Here is a 17,743-nt window from a genome sequence, read left to right on the forward strand (position 1 = left end):
GGAGCAGAGAGCGGGCTAAACAGCCCCGCTCTCGATTCGCGTCACGTGTTATTCGGTTTCCAGATCGATATCGATGCCGAGGGAACGAATTTCTTTGATCAACACGTTGAAAGACTCGGGCATGCCCGGCTCCATACGGTGATCGCCGTCCACGATGTTTTTGTACATCTTGGTCCGACCGTTCACATCGTCCGACTTCACTGTGAGCATTTCTTGCAGAGTGTAAGCAGCACCGTATGCTTCCAGTGCCCAGACCTCCATCTCCCCGAAACGCTGACCACCGAACTGAGCCTTACCACCCAGCGGCTGCTGGGTAACCAGGCTGTACGAACCGGTAGAACGAGCGTGCATCTTATCGTCTACCAAGTGGTTCAGCTTCAGCATGTACATGTAGCCAACAGTAACCGGGCGCTCAAACTTGTTGCCGGTACGGCCGTCGAACAGCTGCATCTGGCCGCTTTCTGGCAGGTCTGCCAGTTTCAGCATGGCCTTGATTTCGCTTTCCTTGGCACCGTCGAACACCGGGGTAGCCATCGGAACGCCACCGCGCAGGTTCTTCGCCAGATCCAGGATTTCCTGGTCGGAGAAGGTGTCCAACTCTTCGTTGCGACCGCCGATCTCGTTGTAGATCTCGTGCAGGAACTTACGCAGGTCTGCGACCTTGCGCTGCTCTTCGATCATACGGTTGATCTTCTCGCCCAGACCTTTGGCCGCAAGGCCCAGGTGGGTTTCAAGGATCTGACCAACGTTCATACGCGAAGGTACGCCCAGCGGGTTGAGGACCACGTCGACCGGAGTGCCATTGGCATCGTGCGGCATGTCTTCAACGGGCATGATCACGGAGACCACACCTTTGTTACCGTGACGACCGGCCATCTTGTCGCCCGGCTGGATGCGACGACGGATTGCCAGGTAAACCTTGACGATTTTCAGAACGCCTGGAGCCAGGTCATCGCCCTGCTGCAGTTTGCGCTTCTTATCTTCGAACTTGTCGTCCAGCAGACGGCGGCGATCAACGATGTACGCCTGGGCCTTCTCGAGCTGCTCGTTCAGAGCATCTTCAGCCATGCGCAGTTTGAACCATTGGCCGTGCTCAAGACCGTCGAGGATTTCGTCGGTGATGTCCTGACCTTTCTTAAGACCTGCGCCGCCTTCAGCCTTGTGGCCTACCAAAGCGGAACGCAGACGCTCGAAGGTCGCGCCTTCAACGATACGGAACTCTTCGTTCAGGTCCTTGCGGATCTCGTCGAGCTGAGTCTTCTCGATGGACAGCGCACGAGCATCACGCTCAACGCCATCACGGGTGAAGACCTGTACGTCGATGACAGTACCCTTGGTACCAGTAGGTACACGCAGGGAGGTGTCTTTAACGTCGCTGGCTTTTTCACCGAAGATGGCACGCAACAGCTTCTCTTCCGGAGTCAGTTGGGTCTCGCCTTTCGGAGTGACCTTACCAACCAGGATGTCGCCTGCGCCAACTTCAGCACCTACGTAAACGATACCGGCTTCGTCCAGCTTGTTCAGTGCAGCTTCACCCACGTTCGGGATGTCCGCAGTGATCTCCTCCGGCCCAAGCTTGGTGTCACGTGCCACACAGGTCAGTTCCTGAATGTGGATCGTGGTGAAGCGGTCTTCTTGAACAACACGCTCGGACAGGCAGATGGAGTCTTCGAAGTTGAAGCCGTTCCACGCCATGAACGCGATGCGCATGTTCTGACCCAGTGCCAGTTCACCCATGTCGGTGGACGGGCCGTCGGCCATGATGTCGCTACGCTGGACGCGATCACCCTTGCTCACCAGCGGTCGCTGATTGATGCAGGTGTTCTGGTTCGAGCGGGTGTATTTGGTCAGGTTGTAGATGTCGACACCGGCTTCGCCAGTTTCAACTTCATCATCAGCAACACGAACCACGATACGGCTGGCATCAACAGAGTCGATCACGCCGCCACGACGAGCCACGACGCAAACGCCGGAGTCACGCGCTACGTTACGCTCCATGCCGGTACCTACCAGTGGCTTGTCAGCGCGCAGGGTCGGTACAGCTTGACGCTGCATGTTGGAACCCATCAACGCACGGTTGGCGTCATCGTGCTCCAGGAACGGGATCAGCGACGCTGCAACCGAAACTACCTGCTTCGGCGAAACGTCCATCAAGGTGACGTCTTCCGGCGCCTTAACGGTGAACTCATTCAGGTGACGAACAGCTACCAGCTCGTCAATCAGGACTTTCTTGTCGTTCATCGTGGCCGAAGCCTGAGCGATCACGTGATCAGCTTCTTCGATGGCGGACAGGAACACGATCTCGTCAGTGACCAGAGCGTCTTTCACCACACGGTACGGGCTCTCGAGGAAACCGTATTGGTTGGTGCGCGCGTAGGCCGCCAAGGAGTTGATCAGACCGATGTTCGGACCTTCCGGTGTTTCGATCGGGCAAACGCGACCGTAGTGCGTCGGGTGTACGTCACGAACTTCAAAGCCAGCACGCTCACGGGTCAGACCGCCCGGGCCCAGAGCGGAAACACGGCGCTTGTGGGTGATCTCGGAGAGAGGGTTGTTCTGGTCCATGAACTGCGAGAGCTGGCTGGAACCGAAGAACTCTTTCACCGCCGCAGCCACTGGCTTGGCGTTGATCAGGTCTTGCGGCATCAGGCCTTCGCTTTCAGCCATCGACAGACGCTCTTTGACCGCACGCTCAACACGCACCAGACCAACACGGAACTGGTTCTCGGCCATTTCGCCTACGCAGCGAACACGACGGTTACCCAGGTGGTCGATGTCATCGACGATGCCTTTACCGTTACGGATGTCGACTAGAGTCTTCAGTACCGCAACGATGTCTTCTTTGCACAACACGCCCGAACCTTCGATCTCGGTACGACCGATACGACGGTTGAACTTCATCCGACCGACCGCAGACAGGTCGTAACGCTCAGGGCTGAAGAACAGGTTGTTGAACAGGGTCTCAGCAGCGTCTTTGGTTGGTGGCTCGCCAGGACGCATCATGCGATAGATCTCGACCAGCGCTTCCAGTTGGTTGCTGGTGGAGTCAATCTTCAACGTGTCAGAGACGAACGGACCGCAGTCGATATCGTTGGTGTACAGGGTCTCGATGCGAACAACCTGAGCCTTGGCGATTTTGGCCAGGATCTCAGTGTTCAGCTCGGTATTGCACTCAGCCAGGATTTCGCCTGTAGCCGGGTGAACGATGACCTTGGCGGTAGTGCGACCCAGGACGTAGTCCAGAGGCACTTCCAGCGACTTGATACCGGCCTTTTCGATCTGGTTGATGTGGCGCGCAGTAATACGACGGCCAGCCTCAACGATTACCTTGCCATTCTCATCCTGGATATCCAGGACAGCAATTTCACCACGCAGACGCGATGCGATGAGCTCCAGGCTGAGGGTTTCATCCTTCAGGCTGAATACGTTGGTGGTGTAGAAAGCGTCCAGCACCTGCTCGGTGGTATAGCCGAGCGCGCGCAGCAGCACAGAAGCTGGCAGCTTACGGCGACGGTCGATACGCACGAACACGCAGTCTTTAGGATCGAACTCGAAGTCCAACCAAGAACCGCGGTACGGAATGATCCGCGCGGAGTACAGGAGTTTGCCGGAGCTGTGCGTCTTGCCGCGGTCGTGATCGAAGAACACACCCGGTGAACGATGCAGCTGAGAAACGATAACACGCTCGGTACCGTTGATAACGAAGGTACCGTTTTCAGTCATCAGTGGGATTTCACCCATGTAGACTTCTTGCTCTTTGATGTCCTTGATCGCTTTATTCGACGACTCTTTGTCGAAAATGATCAGACGGACTTTTACCCGCAAAGGTACGGCGTACGTAACACCGCGCAACACGCATTCTTTGACATCAAATGCCGGTTCGCCCAGGCGATAACCGACGTACTCCAGCGCAGCATTGCCGGAGTAGCTGATGATCGGGAAAACGGATTTGAAGGCCGCATGCAGGCCCACGTCGCGGAACTGATCTTTGGTCGCTCCCGCCTGCAAGAATTCACGATACGAATCCAGCTGGATAGCCAGAAGGTACGGGACATCCATGACGTCCGGCAACTTGCTAAAGTCCTTGCGGATACGTTTTTTCTCAGTATATGAGTAAGCCATCAGCGTTCCCCAGCTTGGTCACCTGCTTGTTTGGCCCCTCCGACGGGAGCAGCCAGAAAATCTTGCAAACCCCATGGTTTGCACCACCACTTCGGGTGGCTACAGCGCGTTAATGGCGGCGACCGAGTCGACAGCCAATAACGGAAAAAGGCCGGTGGCAAGAGCCACCAGCCATCAGCCTTCAGCTTAACGCTTGGGCTGGAGACGCAAAGTCGATGCTTACTTCAGCTCGACTTTAGCGCCTGCTTCTTCCAGAGTAGCTTTGGCTTTGTCAGCTGCGTCTTTCGACACTGCTTCCAGAACCTGGGCAGGAGCGCCGTCAACTACAGCCTTGGCTTCTTTCAGGCCCAGACCGGTCAGTTCACGTACTGCCTTGATCACGTTTACTTTCTTCTCGCCAGCTTCCAGCAGCATGACGTTGAATTCGGTTTGCTCTTCAGCAGCAACAGCAGCAACTGCTGGGCCAGCGGAAGCAGCGGCAGCGGAAACGCCGAATTTTTCTTCGAAAGCTTTGATCAGCTCAACAACCTGCAGAACCGACATTTCAGCTACGGCGTTGAGGATATCGTCTTGGGAGATAGACATTGCTGTATTTCCTGAATTGGGGGACGGCCTACGCGGCCATCGAAATAAACAAAAATACGCGAGAGAAGTCGCTCAGCCTTAGGCTGCGGCAGCTTCTTTTTGCTCGCGAACTGCAGCCAGAGTACGAGCCAGCTTGCTGGTAGCGCCTTGAATCACGCTCATCAGCTGCGAAATGGCTTCGTCGCGGGTCGGCAATGTTGCCAGTACGTCGATTTGGTTAGCTGCGAGGAACTTGCCCTCGAACGCAGCTGCCTTGATCTCGAACTTATCCTGACTCTTGGCGAATTCCTTGAACAAACGGGCAGCAGCGCCTGGATGATCTTTGGAGAAAGCGATCAGAGTCGGGCCGGTGAACACGTCATTGAGAACACTGTATTCAGTGTCAGCAACAGCGCGCTTGAGCAGGGTGTTACGTACAACACGTACGTATACACCAGCTTCACGAGCCTCTTTACGGAGTCCGGTCATAGCGCCTACTGTCACACCACGGGCATCAGCCACGACAGCGGACAGGGCAGCTTTGGCAGCCTCGTTGACTTCAGCGACGATGGCCTTCTTGTCTTCGAGATTAATTGCCACGGGTTTAACTCCTGCTTGTTACCGTTTCATCTGGCCTAGGCCGGATGTCGTTTTGGTGTCTGATTCGGTAAGGAACCGGGAGCACCATCTGCGTAGGCTTTTGGTTTAAGACTTGCGTCGCCTACGGTCTTGGATAGCCCCCGCCAGGCAGGGACCCCAATTTTTTCAATTGACGCAATCGCTTGCGTCAATCTGTGTCTTATACGTCCAGCGAGCCTTGGTCGATGACCAGACCTGGGCCCATAGTGGTGCTCAGGGTAACGCGCTTGACGTAGATACCTTTAGAAGAAGCTGGCTTGATACGCTTAAGATCAGCGATCAGGGCTTCAACGTTTTCCTTCAGCTTGACGGCGTCGAAACCGACCTTGCCAACGGAGGTGTGAATGATGCCGTTTTTGTCGGTGCGATAACGAACCTGACCAGCCTTGGCGTTTTTAACCGCGGTAGCTACGTCTGGCGTTACAGTGCCGACTTTAGGGTTAGGCATCAGGCCACGCGGACCAAGGATCTGACCCAACTGACCTACAACACGCATTGCATCCGGGGAGGCAATAACTACGTCGTAGTTCAGGTCGCCGCCTTTCATTTCGGCAGCCAGGTCGTCCATGCCAACGCGATCAGCGCCAGCGGCCAGAGCAGCTTCAGCTGCCGGGCCTTGGGTGAAGACGGCTACACGTACAGTCTTGCCAGTACCGTGTGGCAGCACAGTAGCGCTACGAACGACTTGGTCGGACTTACGCGGGTCCACACCCAGGTTTACAGCAACGTCAACGGACTCGCTGAATTTGACAGTCGACAGCTCGGTCAACAGGGCTGCAGCGTCTACAAAGCTGTAGGCCTTGCCTGCTTCGATTTTGCCGGCGATAGCCTTTTGGCGCTTGGTCAGCTTAGCCATTACACACCCTCCACGTTAAGGCCCATGCTACGAGCAGAACCGGCGATGGTACGCACGGCTGCATCCATATCAGCTGCAGTCAGATCCGCGTTTTTGGTTTTCGCGATTTCTTCCAGCTGAGCACGAGTTACAGTGCCGACTTTAACGGTGTTAGGACGAGCGGAACCGCTAGTCAGACCAGCAGCCTTCTTCAGCAGAACCGAAGCCGGGGTCGACTTAGTTTCGAAAGTGAAGCTACGGTCGCTGTATACAGTGATGATCACTGGAGTCGGCAGACCTGGTTCAAGACCCTGAGTACGGGCGTTGAAGGCCTTGCAGAATTCCATGATGTTCACGCCATGCTGACCCAGAGCTGGACCAACAGGTGGGCTTGGGTTGGCCTGAGCGGCCTTCACTTGCAGCTTGATGTAAGCGGTAATTTTCTTGGCCATGAGGCACTCCAATTACGGGTTCAAACGCCTCGAAAGGCTCCCCGGTTACTTGCGCGTTTATCCCAGTGACGACAAAACCCCACAGCCTAAGGCTGCGGGGTTGGGATGCTTAGCCAGCTAGACCTTCTCGACCTGGCTGAACTCCAACTCTACAGGAGTAGAGCGACCGAAAATGAGCACTGCCACTTGGATCCGGCTCTTCTCGTAGTTAACCTCTTCGACAGTGCCGTTAAAATCAGCAAACGGACCATCTGTAACACGAACAACCTCACCCGGCTCGAACAAAGTCTTCGGCTTAGGCTTGTCACTACCATCAGCAACGCGACGCAGAATTGCTTCTGCCTCTTTATCAGTGATCGGAGCAGGCTTATCAGCGGTACCGCCAATGAAACCCATGACACGAGGCGTATCCTTGACCAAATGCCAAGTACCTTCATTCATGTCCATCTGAACCAAAACATAGCCAGGGAAGAACTTACGCTCACTTTTACGCTTCTGACCATTCCGCATTTCAACCACTTCTTCAGTGGGAACCAGAATTTCGCCGAAGCCATCTTCCATGCCTGCCAGCTTCACGCGCTCTAGCAAAGAGCGCATAACATGCTTCTCGTAACCCGAGTAAGCATGAACAACGTACCAACGCTTAGCCACGGGACACCCTTAGCCAACAATCAAGGAAACAAGCCAACCGAGCAGGGAATCAAGCCCCCACAACAGCAACGCCATAACCAGAACAACAGCCACAACAATCAACGTGGTCTGCGTGGTTTCTTGGCGAGTCGGCCAAACGACTTTACGGATTTCGGTGCGAGCTTCCTTTACCAGTACCGCAAAAGACTTGCCTTTAGCAGTCTGCAAGCCCACAAAGGCAGCCACAGCAGCAATAACAAGCAAAGCGAGCACACGGTACAGGATCGGCGAAGCAGAATAGTACTGATTGCCAACTACGCCTACGACCACCAACGCTACAACAACTAGCCACTTGACGAGATCGAAACGAGAGCTTTGAGCTTCAGCCTTAGGAGTCATCTATGAAGATCCTGTGAAAAGAAAGCCAGACACACCACGTGAATCTGGCAGGTCAGGAGGGAATCGAACCCCCAACCTACGGTTTTGGAGACCGTCGCTCTGCCAATTGAGCTACTGACCTAAAACAAAATCAGGCCGACCATTATGCAGGCCTGAAAAAGACTTTACAACAACCAACCCCAACAGACTTGAGACAACCTGGCAAAACCACCAGATACAAAACACTCAAGCCGAGGCAGCTGTTAAAACAAAGGCAGATATTTTCATATCTGCCTTGTTATATGGAGCTCTTGAGCGGATTTGAACCGCTGACCTCACCCTTACCAAGGGTGTGCTCTACCAACTGAGCTACAAGAGCAAAACACATGCACAACCTGCAAACTTGGAGCGGGTAGCGGGAATCGAACCCGCATCATCAGCTTGGAAGGCTGAGGTTCTACCACTAAACTATACCCGCGGAGCTTGCAGCTCACGCTAAAAATGGTGGAGGGGGAAGGATTCGAACCTTCGAAGTCGTAGACGTCAGATTTACAGTCTGATCCCTTTGGCCGCTCGGGAACCCCTCCTAAGCGAGCCGGCATTTTACATTACGCCGACCTTCTGTCAAGCATTTTCTCATTTAAATTATGAGGTTAGCTGCATTGACGCCGCATCTCATTAAATCCCCCTAAAGGTCTTCACTGCGAAGCGGGCGCCATTCTATGCAAACTATTCGACAGTTGCAATGCCTTCGCACAGCATTATTTTATGTTTTAACTCATTGAATTCCTTAACAAGGTTTTCAAAGGGCAGATCTTCAGCCAGGCGCCGGCTTTCCGGGGCCACCCGGAGCCAGTAACCTTGAGCATCTGGCGTACTCAGCAGTTGAACCTTGACCTTTATATCCAAGCTAGTGAGACGCTGCTCGACAGATTGCGCTTGGCGCTGGTCTGTAAATCCACCAATGTACAAACAGGTACTTTGCGAATCAGATACCTTTGCCCGCTCCCTGCGGATCACTGCATCCGAAGATTCACTCAGCAGACGAATATCCTGCTGAGCACCTCGATAGAGACTCAGAGGAGTAACGTCTTTAGCGCGCAGCGGGGCCTCTTGCTGGTGCCATATGTAGTAAAAGGCGTTGAGGATCAGTAAAAGCAAAAACAGCCAACGCATAAACACCTCAAGATAACGGGCACGCCATCGCCAGACCAACGAAAACCAAATCAGGAACGAGTCGAGCCTGCGGCACAGAGCCCAATACCAAATCAGCATCTCCGCCAGTCAGGAATATACTGAAGTCATCGCCCCAGTAGCTGCGCGCGAGCTCTACCTGGGTCAGAACAAATCCTCGAAGCATCAACGCACAGCCTCGCTCTACTGCCTCGACTGTTGTACGACCTGGTGAGAGGCACTCCAAAGCCCTTTCAGCAGCGGCATCGCCATACCTTATCTTTCGCGTATGTGTACGCAGCTGATTCCTCATGAGAGACATGCCCGGACAAATAAAGCCTCCCAGGTGCTCGCCATCCTCAGCTATAAAATCTGCAGTCGCCGCAGTGCCAAAATCGAGCACCAAGCAGGCACCCGAGGCCAATTTAAATCCACCGAGCATTGCCAACCAGCGATCCAGACCAAGGCGCTCAAAATCTTCGTAGCCGTTACGTACCCCAGCCACTTCACGAGCTGAAGCAGCACTGGTAACAACAACACCAAATGTATCCACAAGCGCTTCAACCAGTTTTTCCGTCTCTTCCTGCGCACGGACGCTCACTAACCTGCAACGCGTCAGCAACAACTCAGGCAGCGCCAGCAGGCTATCAATCAAGGCAGCATCCGAACCTGCAACACCTTCAGCCGAGGCGTTCACCCCGCTCGAATCAAGCACACGCCATTTGATAAAGCTATTCCCACAGTCGAGCTCAAGAATCATCACGCAACCTCAGGCTTAGCTCACCACCACTGTATATTTTCTCAACACCATCAACACTCAAACGCAAAGCACCTTGACGATCAACACCCAGCACCACTCCATCGACCTGGTTGACACCGGCTATAAGCGACACAGCCCTCCCCTGCCAAGCGTGATTTTTCTCCCACTCATTCTGAAGCTCGGCAAAACCTAGCACCCGGTGTCGACCCAAGTAGCCTTGCAACTGCAAACCCAGCCGGGCAATCAGGGCGTTTCGATCAACAGGAAAACCCGTCTCTAACTGCACTGATGTCCATTGCTGATCAACCTCGCCAGCCTTCTGCATATTGACGTTGATGCCTATTCCAAGGACAACGTGACAGATATCAGCAGGATCCCCTACGAGCTCCAGCAAAATCCCGGCAATTTTCTTTTGCCCTACGAGAACGTCGTTTGGCCATTTTAAAGTCGCAGTCTGAACTCCAGACTCACGCAGGGCTTGCATGACCGCCAATCCAACCACAAGACTTAAGCCTTCCAACTGCCGAAGACCATCCTCAATACGCAATACAAGGCTGTAATAGACATTCTGGGCAAATGGACTGACCCACTTTCGACCACGCCTGCCTCTTCCCGCCGTTTGCTGCTCCGCAAGCACCAGAAAGGGCGTCGCGCACTCAACCCCAGCAAGACGCAAAGCTTCCGCATTTGTTGAGTCAATGGAATCGTAGATATGGATAGGCCATGCTAAATCAGGGGCATGCTGCTCAATTTCCGCAGCACTCAAGAAAACCAATGGGGATGCTAATTGATACCCCTTTCCACGAACCTTATGAACAGGCAGATTCAATTCGGCCTCAAGGTGCTGGAGTTGCTTCCAGACAGCACTGCGACTGACGCCCAGGGCGGCGCCAAGTGCTTCCCCGGAATGAAATCGGCCATCTTTCAGAAGTTCTAACAACGTCAGCATGCAAGTATCGCCTCACAATGAGGAACGCATGATAGCCATGCGAAAGACCATTGCATAGAAAGGCAGGCGTCTAGCCCTGAAGGCGGCCATGAGAAAACCTGCCGGCACTTTCCGCCCGCCCAAAACAAAACCCCATCTGCTTTCGCAAATGGGGTTTCGGAATTTAATCTTGACGATGACCTACTCTCACATGGGGAAACCCCACACTACCATCGGCGATGCATCGTTTCACTACTGAGTTCGGGATGGGATCAGGTGGTTCCAATGCTCTATGGTCGTCAAGAAATTCGGGTACTGAGTCGCGACCAGCAGGCCTCGCTTCAGCAAATTGGGTATGTGATAGCTTTCGGTGTTTGCAAGAGTCGAACTTTCGGTTCATTTCGTCTTCACACACCGCAATCTGGTGCTCTTTCGCTTTTCAGCTCGAAGCAAGCAAATTGCTTGGGTGTTATATGGTCAAGCCTCACGGGCAATTAGTATTGGTTAGCTCAACGCCTCACAGCGCTTACACACCCAACCTATCAACGTCGTAGTCTTCGACGGCCCTTCAGGGAACTCAAGGTTCCAGTGAGATCTCATCTTGAGGCTAGTTTCCCGCTTAGATGCTTTCAGCGGTTATCTATTCCGAACATAGCTACCCGGCAATGCCACTGGCGTGACAACCGGAACACCAGAGGTTCGTCCACTCCGGTCCTCTCGTACTAGGAGCAGCCCCTCTCAAATCTCAAACGTCCACGGCAGATAGGGACCGAACTGTCTCACGACGTTCTAAACCCAGCTCGCGTACCACTTTAAATGGCGAACAGCCATACCCTTGGGACCGGCTTCAGCCCCAGGATGTGATGAGCCGACATCGAGGTGCCAAACACCGCCGTCGATATGAACTCTTGGGCGGTATCAGCCTGTTATCCCCGGAGTACCTTTTATCCGTTGAGCGATGGCCCTTCCATACAGAACCACCGGATCACTAAGACCTACTTTCGTACCTGCTCGACGTGTCTGTCTCGCAGTCAAGCGCGCTTTTGCCTTTATACTCTACGACCGATTTCCGACCGGTCTGAGCGCACCTTCGTACTCCTCCGTTACTCTTTAGGAGGAGACCGCCCCAGTCAAACTACCCACCATACACTGTCCTCGATCCGGATAACGGACCTGAGTTAGAACCTCAAAGTTGCCAGGGTGGTATTTCAAGGTTGGCTCCACGCAGACTGGCGTCCACGCTTCAAAGCCTCCCACCTATCCTACACAAGCAAATTCAAAGTCCAGTGCAAAGCTATAGTAAAGGTTCACGGGGTCTTTCCGTCTAGCCGCGGATACACTGCATCTTCACAGCGATTTCAATTTCACTGAGTCTCGGGTGGAGACAGCGCCGCCATCGTTACGCCATTCGTGCAGGTCGGAACTTACCCGACAAGGAATTTCGCTACCTTAGGACCGTTATAGTTACGGCCGCCGTTTACCGGGGCTTCGATCAAGAGCTTCGCGTTAGCTAACCCCATCAATTAACCTTCCGGCACCGGGCAGGCGTCACACCCTATACGTCCACTTTCGTGTTTGCAGAGTGCTGTGTTTTTAATAAACAGTCGCAGCGGCCTGGTATCTTCGACCGGCATGAGCTTACGGAGCAAGTCCTTCACCCTCACCGGCGCACCTTCTCCCGAAGTTACGGTGCCATTTTGCCTAGTTCCTTCACCCGAGTTCTCTCAAGCGCCTTGGTATTCTCTACCCAACCACCTGTGTCGGTTTGGGGTACGGTTCCTGGTTACCTGAAGCTTAGAAGCTTTTCTTGGAAGCATGGCATCAACCACTTCGTTAACTAAAAGTTAACTCGTCATCAGCTCTCGGCCTTAAGATCCCGGATTTACCTAAGATCTCAGCCTACCACCTTAAACTTGGACAACCAACGCCAAGCTGGCCTAGCCTTCTCCGTCCCTCCATCGCAATAACCAGAAGTACAGGAATATTAACCTGTTTTCCATCGACTACGCTTTTCAGCCTCGCCTTAGGGACCGACTAACCCTGCGTCGATTAACGTTGCGCAGGAAACCTTGGTCTTTCGGCGTGGGTGTTTTTCACACCCATTGTCGTTACTCATGTCAGCATTCGCACTTCTGATACCTCCAGCAAGCTTCTCAACTCACCTTCACAGGCTTACAGAACGCTCCTCTACCGCATCACTTACGTGATACCCGTAGCTTCGGTGTATGGTTTGAGCCCCGTTACATCTTCCGCGCAGGCCGACTCGACTAGTGAGCTATTACGCTTTCTTTAAAGGGTGGCTGCTTCTAAGCCAACCTCCTAGCTGTCTAAGCCTTCCCACATCGTTTCCCACTTAACCATAACTTTGGGACCTTAGCTGACGGTCTGGGTTGTTTCCCTTTTCACGACGGACGTTAGCACCCGCCGTGTGTCTCCCATGCTCGGCACTTGTAGGTATTCGGAGTTTGCATCGGTTTGGTAAGTCGGGATGACCCCCTAGCCGAAACAGTGCTCTACCCCCTACAGTGATACATGAGGCGCTACCTAAATAGCTTTCGAGGAGAACCAGCTATCTCCGAGCTTGATTAGCCTTTCACTCCGATCCACAGGTCATCCGCTAACTTTTCAACGGTAGTCGGTTCGGTCCTCCAGTTAGTGTTACCCAACCTTCAACCTGCCCATGGATAGATCGCCCGGTTTCGGGTCTATTCCCAGCGACTAGACGCCCTATTAAGACTCGCTTTCGCTACGCCTCCCCTATTCGGTTAAGCTCGCCACTGAAAATAAGTCGCTGACCCATTATACAAAAGGTACGCAGTCACCCAACAAAGTGGGCTCCCACTGCTTGTACGCATACGGTTTCAGGATCTATTTCACTCCCCTCTCCGGGGTTCTTTTCGCCTTTCCCTCACGGTACTAGTTCACTATCGGTCAGTCAGTAGTATTTAGCCTTGGAGGATGGTCCCCCCATATTCAGACAAAGTTTCTCGTGCTCCGTCCTACTCGATTTCATGACTAAGAGATTTTCGCGTACAGGGCTATCACCCACTATGGCCGCACTTTCCAGAGCGTTCCGCTAATCTCAAAGCCACTTAAGGGCTAGTCCCCGTTCGCTCGCCACTACTAAGGGAATCTCGGTTGATTTCTTTTCCTCAGGGTACTTAGATGTTTCAGTTCCCCTGGTTCGCCTCTTACGCCTATGTATTCAGCGTAAGATAACCATCTTATGATGGCTGGGTTCCCCCATTCAGACATCTCCGGATCAAAGTCTGTTTGCCGACTCCCCGAAGCTTTTCGCAGGCTACCACGTCTTTCATCGCCTCTGACTGCCAAGGCATCCACCGTATGCGCTTCTTCACTTGACCATATAACCCCAAGCAATCTGGTTATACTGTGAAGACAACATTCGCCGAAAATTCGATTTGGCTCTTTCGAGCCACTCACAAATTTTACCTTAGCCTGATCCGTTACCAGTGAAAGTAACGTTCAGTCTATCTTTCTATCACATACCCAAATTTTTAAAGAACGATCTAATCAAAGACTAGAAATCAACATTCACCATCATCACAATGGAATGCTCATTTCTAAGCTTTCAACAAACAGAAGCAGTAGTGGTGGAGCCAAACGGGATCGAACCGTTGACCTCCTGCGTGCAAGGCAGGCGCTCTCCCAGCTGAGCTATGGCCCCGTATTTCTACAGGCGTTTCCCACACAAAATTGGTGGGTCTGGGCAGATTCGAACTGCCGACCTCACCCTTATCAGGGGTGCGCTCTAACCAACTGAGCTACAGACCCAATTTCGGGCTGCTTCTTTATCGTCTTCTTCAATGAATCAAGCAATTCGTGTGGGAACTTATGGAGCAGCTGATGTCGTCGATTAAGGAGGTGATCCAGCCGCAGGTTCCCCTACGGCTACCTTGTTACGACTTCACCCCAGTCATGAATCACACCGTGGTAACCGTCCTCCCGAAGGTTAGACTAGCTACTTCTGGTGCAACCCACTCCCATGGTGTGACGGGCGGTGTGTACAAGGCCCGGGAACGTATTCACCGCGACATTCTGATTCGCGATTACTAGCGATTCCGACTTCACGCAGTCGAGTTGCAGACTGCGATCCGGACTACGATCGGTTTTATGGGATTAGCTCCACCTCGCGGCTTGGCAACCCTCTGTACCGACCATTGTAGCACGTGTGTAGCCCAGGCCGTAAGGGCCATGATGACTTGACGTCATCCCCACCTTCCTCCGGTTTGTCACCGGCAGTCTCCTTAGAGTGCCCACCATTACGTGCTGGTAACTAAGGACAAGGGTTGCGCTCGTTACGGGACTTAACCCAACATCTCACGACACGAGCTGACGACAGCCATGCAGCACCTGTCTCAATGTTCCCGAAGGCACCAATCTATCTCTAGAAAGTTCATTGGATGTCAAGGCCTGGTAAGGTTCTTCGCGTTGCTTCGAATTAAACCACATGCTCCACCGCTTGTGCGGGCCCCCGTCAATTCATTTGAGTTTTAACCTTGCGGCCGTACTCCCCAGGCGGTCAACTTAATGCGTTAGCTGCGCCACTAAGAGCTCAAGGCTCCCAACGGCTAGTTGACATCGTTTACGGCGTGGACTACCAGGGTATCTAATCCTGTTTGCTCCCCACGCTTTCGCACCTCAGTGTCAGTATCAGTCCAGGTGGTCGCCTTCGCCACTGGTGTTCCTTCCTATATCTACGCATTTCACCGCTACACAGGAAATTCCACCACCCTCTACCATACTCTAGTCAGTCAGTTTTGAATGCAGTTCCCAGGTTGAGCCCGGGGATTTCACATCCAACTTAACAAACCACCTACGCGCGCTTTACGCCCAGTAATTCCGATTAACGCTTGCACCCTCTGTATTACCGCGGCTGCTGGCACAGAGTTAGCCGGTGCTTATTCTGTCGGTAACGTCAAAACAATCACGTATTAGGTAACTGCCCTTCCTCCCAACTTAAAGTGCTTTACAATCCGAAGACCTTCTTCACACACGCGGCATGGCTGGATCAGGCTTTCGCCCATTGTCCAATATTCCCCACTGCTGCCTCCCGTAGGAGTCTGGACCGTGTCTCAGTTCCAGTGTGACTGATCATCCTCTCAGACCAGTTACGGATCGTCGCCTTGGTGAGCCATTACCTCACCAACTAGCTAATCCGACCTAGGCTCATCTGATAGCGCAAGGCCCGAAGGTCCCCTGCTTTCTCCCGTAGGACGTATGCGGTATTAGCGTCCGTTTCCGAACGTTATCCCCCACTACCAGGCAGATTCCTAGGCATTACTCACCCGTCCGCCGCTCTCAAGAGAAGCAAGCTTCTCTCTACCGCTCGACTTGCATGTGTTAGGCCTGCCGCCAGCGTTCAATCTGAGCCATGATCAAACTCTTCAGTTCAAACATCTTTGGGTTTTTAAGAAACCCTAAACTTGGCTCAGCAATCGTTGGTTACATCTTTGATTTCTCGCGGAGTAACTTGTGATGCTGATAATCTTGTTGACTATCAGTCTGACTCCACAAGCACCCACACGAATTGCTTGATTCAGTTGTTAAAGAGCGGTTGGTTAAGATCTTTCGTCTCAACCGAGGCGCGCATTCTACAGCAGCCTCATTTGCTGTCAAGTGATTATTTTCAGAAGCTTTAGAAGATTTCTTCAACAACTTCAACCACTTGCGCTTCTGATCTCTCATCAGCGGGAGGCGAATTCTACAGCGTTACACGCTGCTGTCAACACCTCTTTTTCAACTTCCTTTTGGCTTCGATGAACTGAAGCAACCTACTGCCGAAAACTGCGTAACTCATTGTTTACCAAGGAGTTTTCCGTTTCGACTGCACCGGAAGTGGGGCGAATTATAGACAGATATAATTCGCCGTCAACACCTAATTTCAGCCTTATTCAGATTTTAGCGTAATACGTGCAAAGGCCTTCTTCCCCGCCTGACAAACGTGGGTCGCTCCGAGCTCATATATAAAGGTGCGATCTACCACCTCGCCATCTATACGCACACCACCCGAACCCAGAAGGTCACGAGCCACGGCGGAGTTTTTCACCAAGCCCGCCTTATTAAGAACGGCCGCAATCGGCATCGCCTCAGCAGCAGTCAGCTCAACCTCAGGCAGATCATCCGGCAACTCGCCATCTTTCATGCGGTTGCCCGCCGCGCGGTGAGCACTGGCCGCTGCCTCTTCACCATGGAACCGAGCAACAATCTCCTCTGCCAGCTTGATTTTCACATCACGCGGGTTGGCACCCGCCTCGACATCAGCACGCAACGCATTGATCTCGTCCATCGAGCGGAAGCTCAACAGCTCAAAGTAACGCCACATCAGCGCATCAGGAATGGAAACCAGCTTGCCGTACATCACGCCTGGCGCCTCTTGGATACCTACATAGTTACCCAGAGACTTGGACATCTTCTTGACGCCATCCAACCCTTCCAGCAATGGCATAGTCAGAATGCACTGAGCCTCTTGCCCATACGCACGCTGGAGCTCACGCCCCATCAGCAGGTTGAACTTCTGGTCGGTACCACCCAGCTCCACATCGGCACGCAGCGCCACCGAGTCATAACCCTGGACTAGCGGATACAGGAACTCATGAATAGCGATCGGCTGATTGGTGGAGTAGCGCTTATCGAAGTCGTCGCGCTCAAGCATTCGCGCAACGGTGTACTGAGATGTCAGACGAATAAAGTCGGCCGGCCCCATCTGATCCATCCAGGTGGAGTTGAACGCCACCTCGGTCTTAGCCGGATCAAGAATCTTGAATACTTGGGTCTTGTAGGTCTCGGCGTTGTCGAGAACCTGCTCGCGGGTTAGCGGCGGGCGCGTAGCGCTTTTGCCACTCGGGTCGCCGATCATCCCAGTGAAGTCACCTATAAGGAAGATGACCTGATGCCCCAGTTCCTGGAACTGACGTAGCTTATTAATAAGCACGGTGTGACCCAGGTGCAGGTCCGGCGCTGTCGGATCGAAACCAGCCTTAATACGCAGGGGTTGGCCACGCTTGAGCTTTTCGATCAGCTCGGCCTCAACCAACAGTTCTTCCGCACCACGTTTTATCAGCGCTAGCTGCTCTTCAACCGACTTCATAACAGACCCGCAAGGCTCAGATTCAAAAGGGAACCAACCATACAAGATCAGGGACTAATTACAAGTTTTGCCCTGCGCACGGACACCGTTCAGCAAGCCCAGCATTCGCGAGCTTGCGCCACAGATGATTTGGTTATATTTTATACAGTTA

Annotated in this window: 11 protein-coding genes, 6 tRNA genes and 3 rRNA genes; all 20 read right to left on the reverse strand. The window is 53.1% G+C overall.

Annotation, left to right across the window (positions count from 1 at the left end; all coding sequences use genetic code 11):
* Positions 1–48: 48 nt before the first annotated feature.
* The 20 genes from rpoB to tyrS all read right to left on the reverse strand — a co-directional run bounded on the left by rpoB (position 49) and on the right by tyrS (position 17,592).
* Positions 49–4,122, reverse strand: coding sequence for a DNA-directed RNA polymerase subunit beta (rpoB, locus tag LRO94_RS25675; protein ID WP_032884533.1), 4,074 nt, complete (start codon positions 4,120–4,122; stop codon positions 49–51).
* Positions 4,123–4,341: 219 nt separating this feature from the next.
* The gene (gene rplL / locus LRO94_RS25680) at positions 4,342–4,707 is read right to left on the reverse strand and encodes a 50S ribosomal protein L7/L12 (protein ID WP_003176432.1); all 366 of its coding nucleotides are present in this window, start codon (positions 4,705–4,707) and stop codon (positions 4,342–4,344) included.
* 78 nt (positions 4,708–4,785) lie between these two features.
* Positions 4,786–5,286, reverse strand: coding sequence for a 50S ribosomal protein L10 (gene rplJ / locus LRO94_RS25685; protein WP_003232405.1), 501 nt, complete (start codon positions 5,284–5,286; stop codon positions 4,786–4,788).
* Positions 5,287–5,485: 199 nt separating this feature from the next.
* The gene (gene rplA / locus LRO94_RS25690; protein WP_032884532.1) at positions 5,486–6,181 is read right to left on the reverse strand and encodes a 50S ribosomal protein L1; all 696 of its coding nucleotides are present in this window, start codon (positions 6,179–6,181) and stop codon (positions 5,486–5,488) included.
* Entirely contained in the window at positions 6,181–6,612 is a 432-nt protein-coding gene (gene rplK, locus LRO94_RS25695) for a 50S ribosomal protein L11 (RefSeq protein ID WP_003176435.1), read from the reverse strand. The genes rplA and rplK overlap by 1 nt, the downstream gene beginning before the upstream one ends.
* 117 nt (positions 6,613–6,729) lie before the next feature.
* A complete protein-coding gene (gene nusG / locus LRO94_RS25700; RefSeq protein WP_003176436.1) occupies positions 6,730–7,263 on the reverse strand; it encodes a transcription termination/antitermination protein NusG in 534 nt (177 codons plus the stop codon).
* Between the two features lie 9 nt (positions 7,264–7,272).
* Positions 7,273–7,641 (reverse strand): preprotein translocase subunit SecE, encoded by a 369-nt coding sequence (secE, locus tag LRO94_RS25705; protein WP_032884531.1) that lies wholly within the window; start codon positions 7,639–7,641, stop codon positions 7,273–7,275.
* 45 nt (positions 7,642–7,686) lie between these two features.
* A tRNA-Trp gene (locus LRO94_RS25710) sits at positions 7,687–7,762 on the reverse strand.
* Positions 7,763–7,923: 161 nt separating this feature from the next.
* A tRNA-Thr gene (locus LRO94_RS25715) sits at positions 7,924–7,999 on the reverse strand.
* Positions 8,000–8,024: 25 nt separating this feature from the next.
* Positions 8,025–8,098 (reverse strand) — tRNA-Gly (locus LRO94_RS25720).
* Between the two features lie 24 nt (positions 8,099–8,122).
* Positions 8,123–8,207, reverse strand: a tRNA-Tyr gene (locus tag LRO94_RS25725).
* 142 nt (positions 8,208–8,349) lie between these two features.
* Entirely contained in the window at positions 8,350–8,796 is a 447-nt protein-coding gene (locus tag LRO94_RS25730) for a hypothetical protein (protein WP_032884530.1), read from the reverse strand.
* Between the two features lie 7 nt (positions 8,797–8,803).
* Positions 8,804–9,553, reverse strand: coding sequence for a pantothenate kinase (locus LRO94_RS25735; RefSeq protein ID WP_032884529.1), 750 nt, complete (start codon positions 9,551–9,553; stop codon positions 8,804–8,806).
* Complete coding sequence (gene birA / locus LRO94_RS25740; protein WP_032884528.1) at positions 9,543–10,502, reverse strand: bifunctional biotin--[acetyl-CoA-carboxylase] ligase/biotin operon repressor BirA; 960 nt, start codon at positions 10,500–10,502, stop codon at positions 9,543–9,545. Before birA ends, LRO94_RS25735 begins: the two co-directional genes overlap by 11 nt.
* A gap of 167 nt (positions 10,503–10,669) precedes the next feature.
* Positions 10,670–10,785, reverse strand: a 5S ribosomal RNA gene (gene rrf / locus LRO94_RS25745).
* Positions 10,786–10,954: 169 nt separating this feature from the next.
* Positions 10,955–13,846 (reverse strand): 23S ribosomal RNA (locus LRO94_RS25750).
* 247 nt (positions 13,847–14,093) lie between these two features.
* Positions 14,094–14,169, reverse strand: a tRNA-Ala gene (locus LRO94_RS25755).
* 30 nt (positions 14,170–14,199) lie between these two features.
* Positions 14,200–14,276 (reverse strand) — tRNA-Ile (locus LRO94_RS25760).
* Between the two features lie 83 nt (positions 14,277–14,359).
* A 16S ribosomal RNA gene (locus LRO94_RS25765) occupies positions 14,360–15,896 on the reverse strand.
* The 16S, 23S and 5S rRNA genes sit together here with 2 tRNA genes alongside, the layout of an rRNA operon.
* 496 nt (positions 15,897–16,392) lie before the next feature.
* Entirely contained in the window at positions 16,393–17,592 is a 1,200-nt protein-coding gene (tyrS, locus tag LRO94_RS25770) for a tyrosine--tRNA ligase (RefSeq protein ID WP_017739632.1), read from the reverse strand.
* Positions 17,593–17,743: the final 151 nt, after the last annotated feature.

The organism is Pseudomonas sivasensis (assembly GCF_021391435.1).
GTDB lineage: Bacteria > Pseudomonadota > Gammaproteobacteria > Pseudomonadales > Pseudomonadaceae > Aquipseudomonas > Aquipseudomonas sivasensis.

What these genes read in the sequence shown, in the direction of transcription:
- rpoB (WP_032884533.1), bottom strand. Translation starts at nt 4,122, where the DNA reads ATGGCTTACTCATATACTGAGAAAAAACGTATCCGCAAGGACTTTAGC.
- rplL (WP_003176432.1), bottom strand. Translation starts at nt 4,707, where the DNA reads ATGTCTATCTCCCAAGACGATATCCTCAACGCCGTAGCTGAAATGTCG.
- rplA (WP_032884532.1), bottom strand. Translation starts at nt 6,181, where the DNA reads ATGGCTAAGCTGACCAAGCGCCAAAAGGCTATCGCCGGCAAAATCGAA.
- rplK (WP_003176435.1), bottom strand. Translation starts at nt 6,612, where the DNA reads ATGGCCAAGAAAATTACCGCTTACATCAAGCTGCAAGTGAAGGCCGCT.
- secE (WP_032884531.1), bottom strand. Translation starts at nt 7,641, where the DNA reads ATGACTCCTAAGGCTGAAGCTCAAAGCTCTCGTTTCGATCTCGTCAAG.
- LRO94_RS25730 (WP_032884530.1), bottom strand. Translation starts at nt 8,796, where the DNA reads ATGCGTTGGCTGTTTTTGCTTTTACTGATCCTCAACGCCTTTTACTAC.
- LRO94_RS25735 (WP_032884529.1), bottom strand. Translation starts at nt 9,553, where the DNA reads ATGATTCTTGAGCTCGACTGTGGGAATAGCTTTATCAAATGGCGTGTG.
- birA (WP_032884528.1), bottom strand. Translation starts at nt 10,502, where the DNA reads ATGCTGACGTTGTTAGAACTTCTGAAAGATGGCCGATTTCATTCCGGG.
- tyrS (WP_017739632.1), bottom strand. Translation starts at nt 17,592, where the DNA reads ATGAAGTCGGTTGAAGAGCAGCTAGCGCTGATAAAACGTGGTGCGGAA.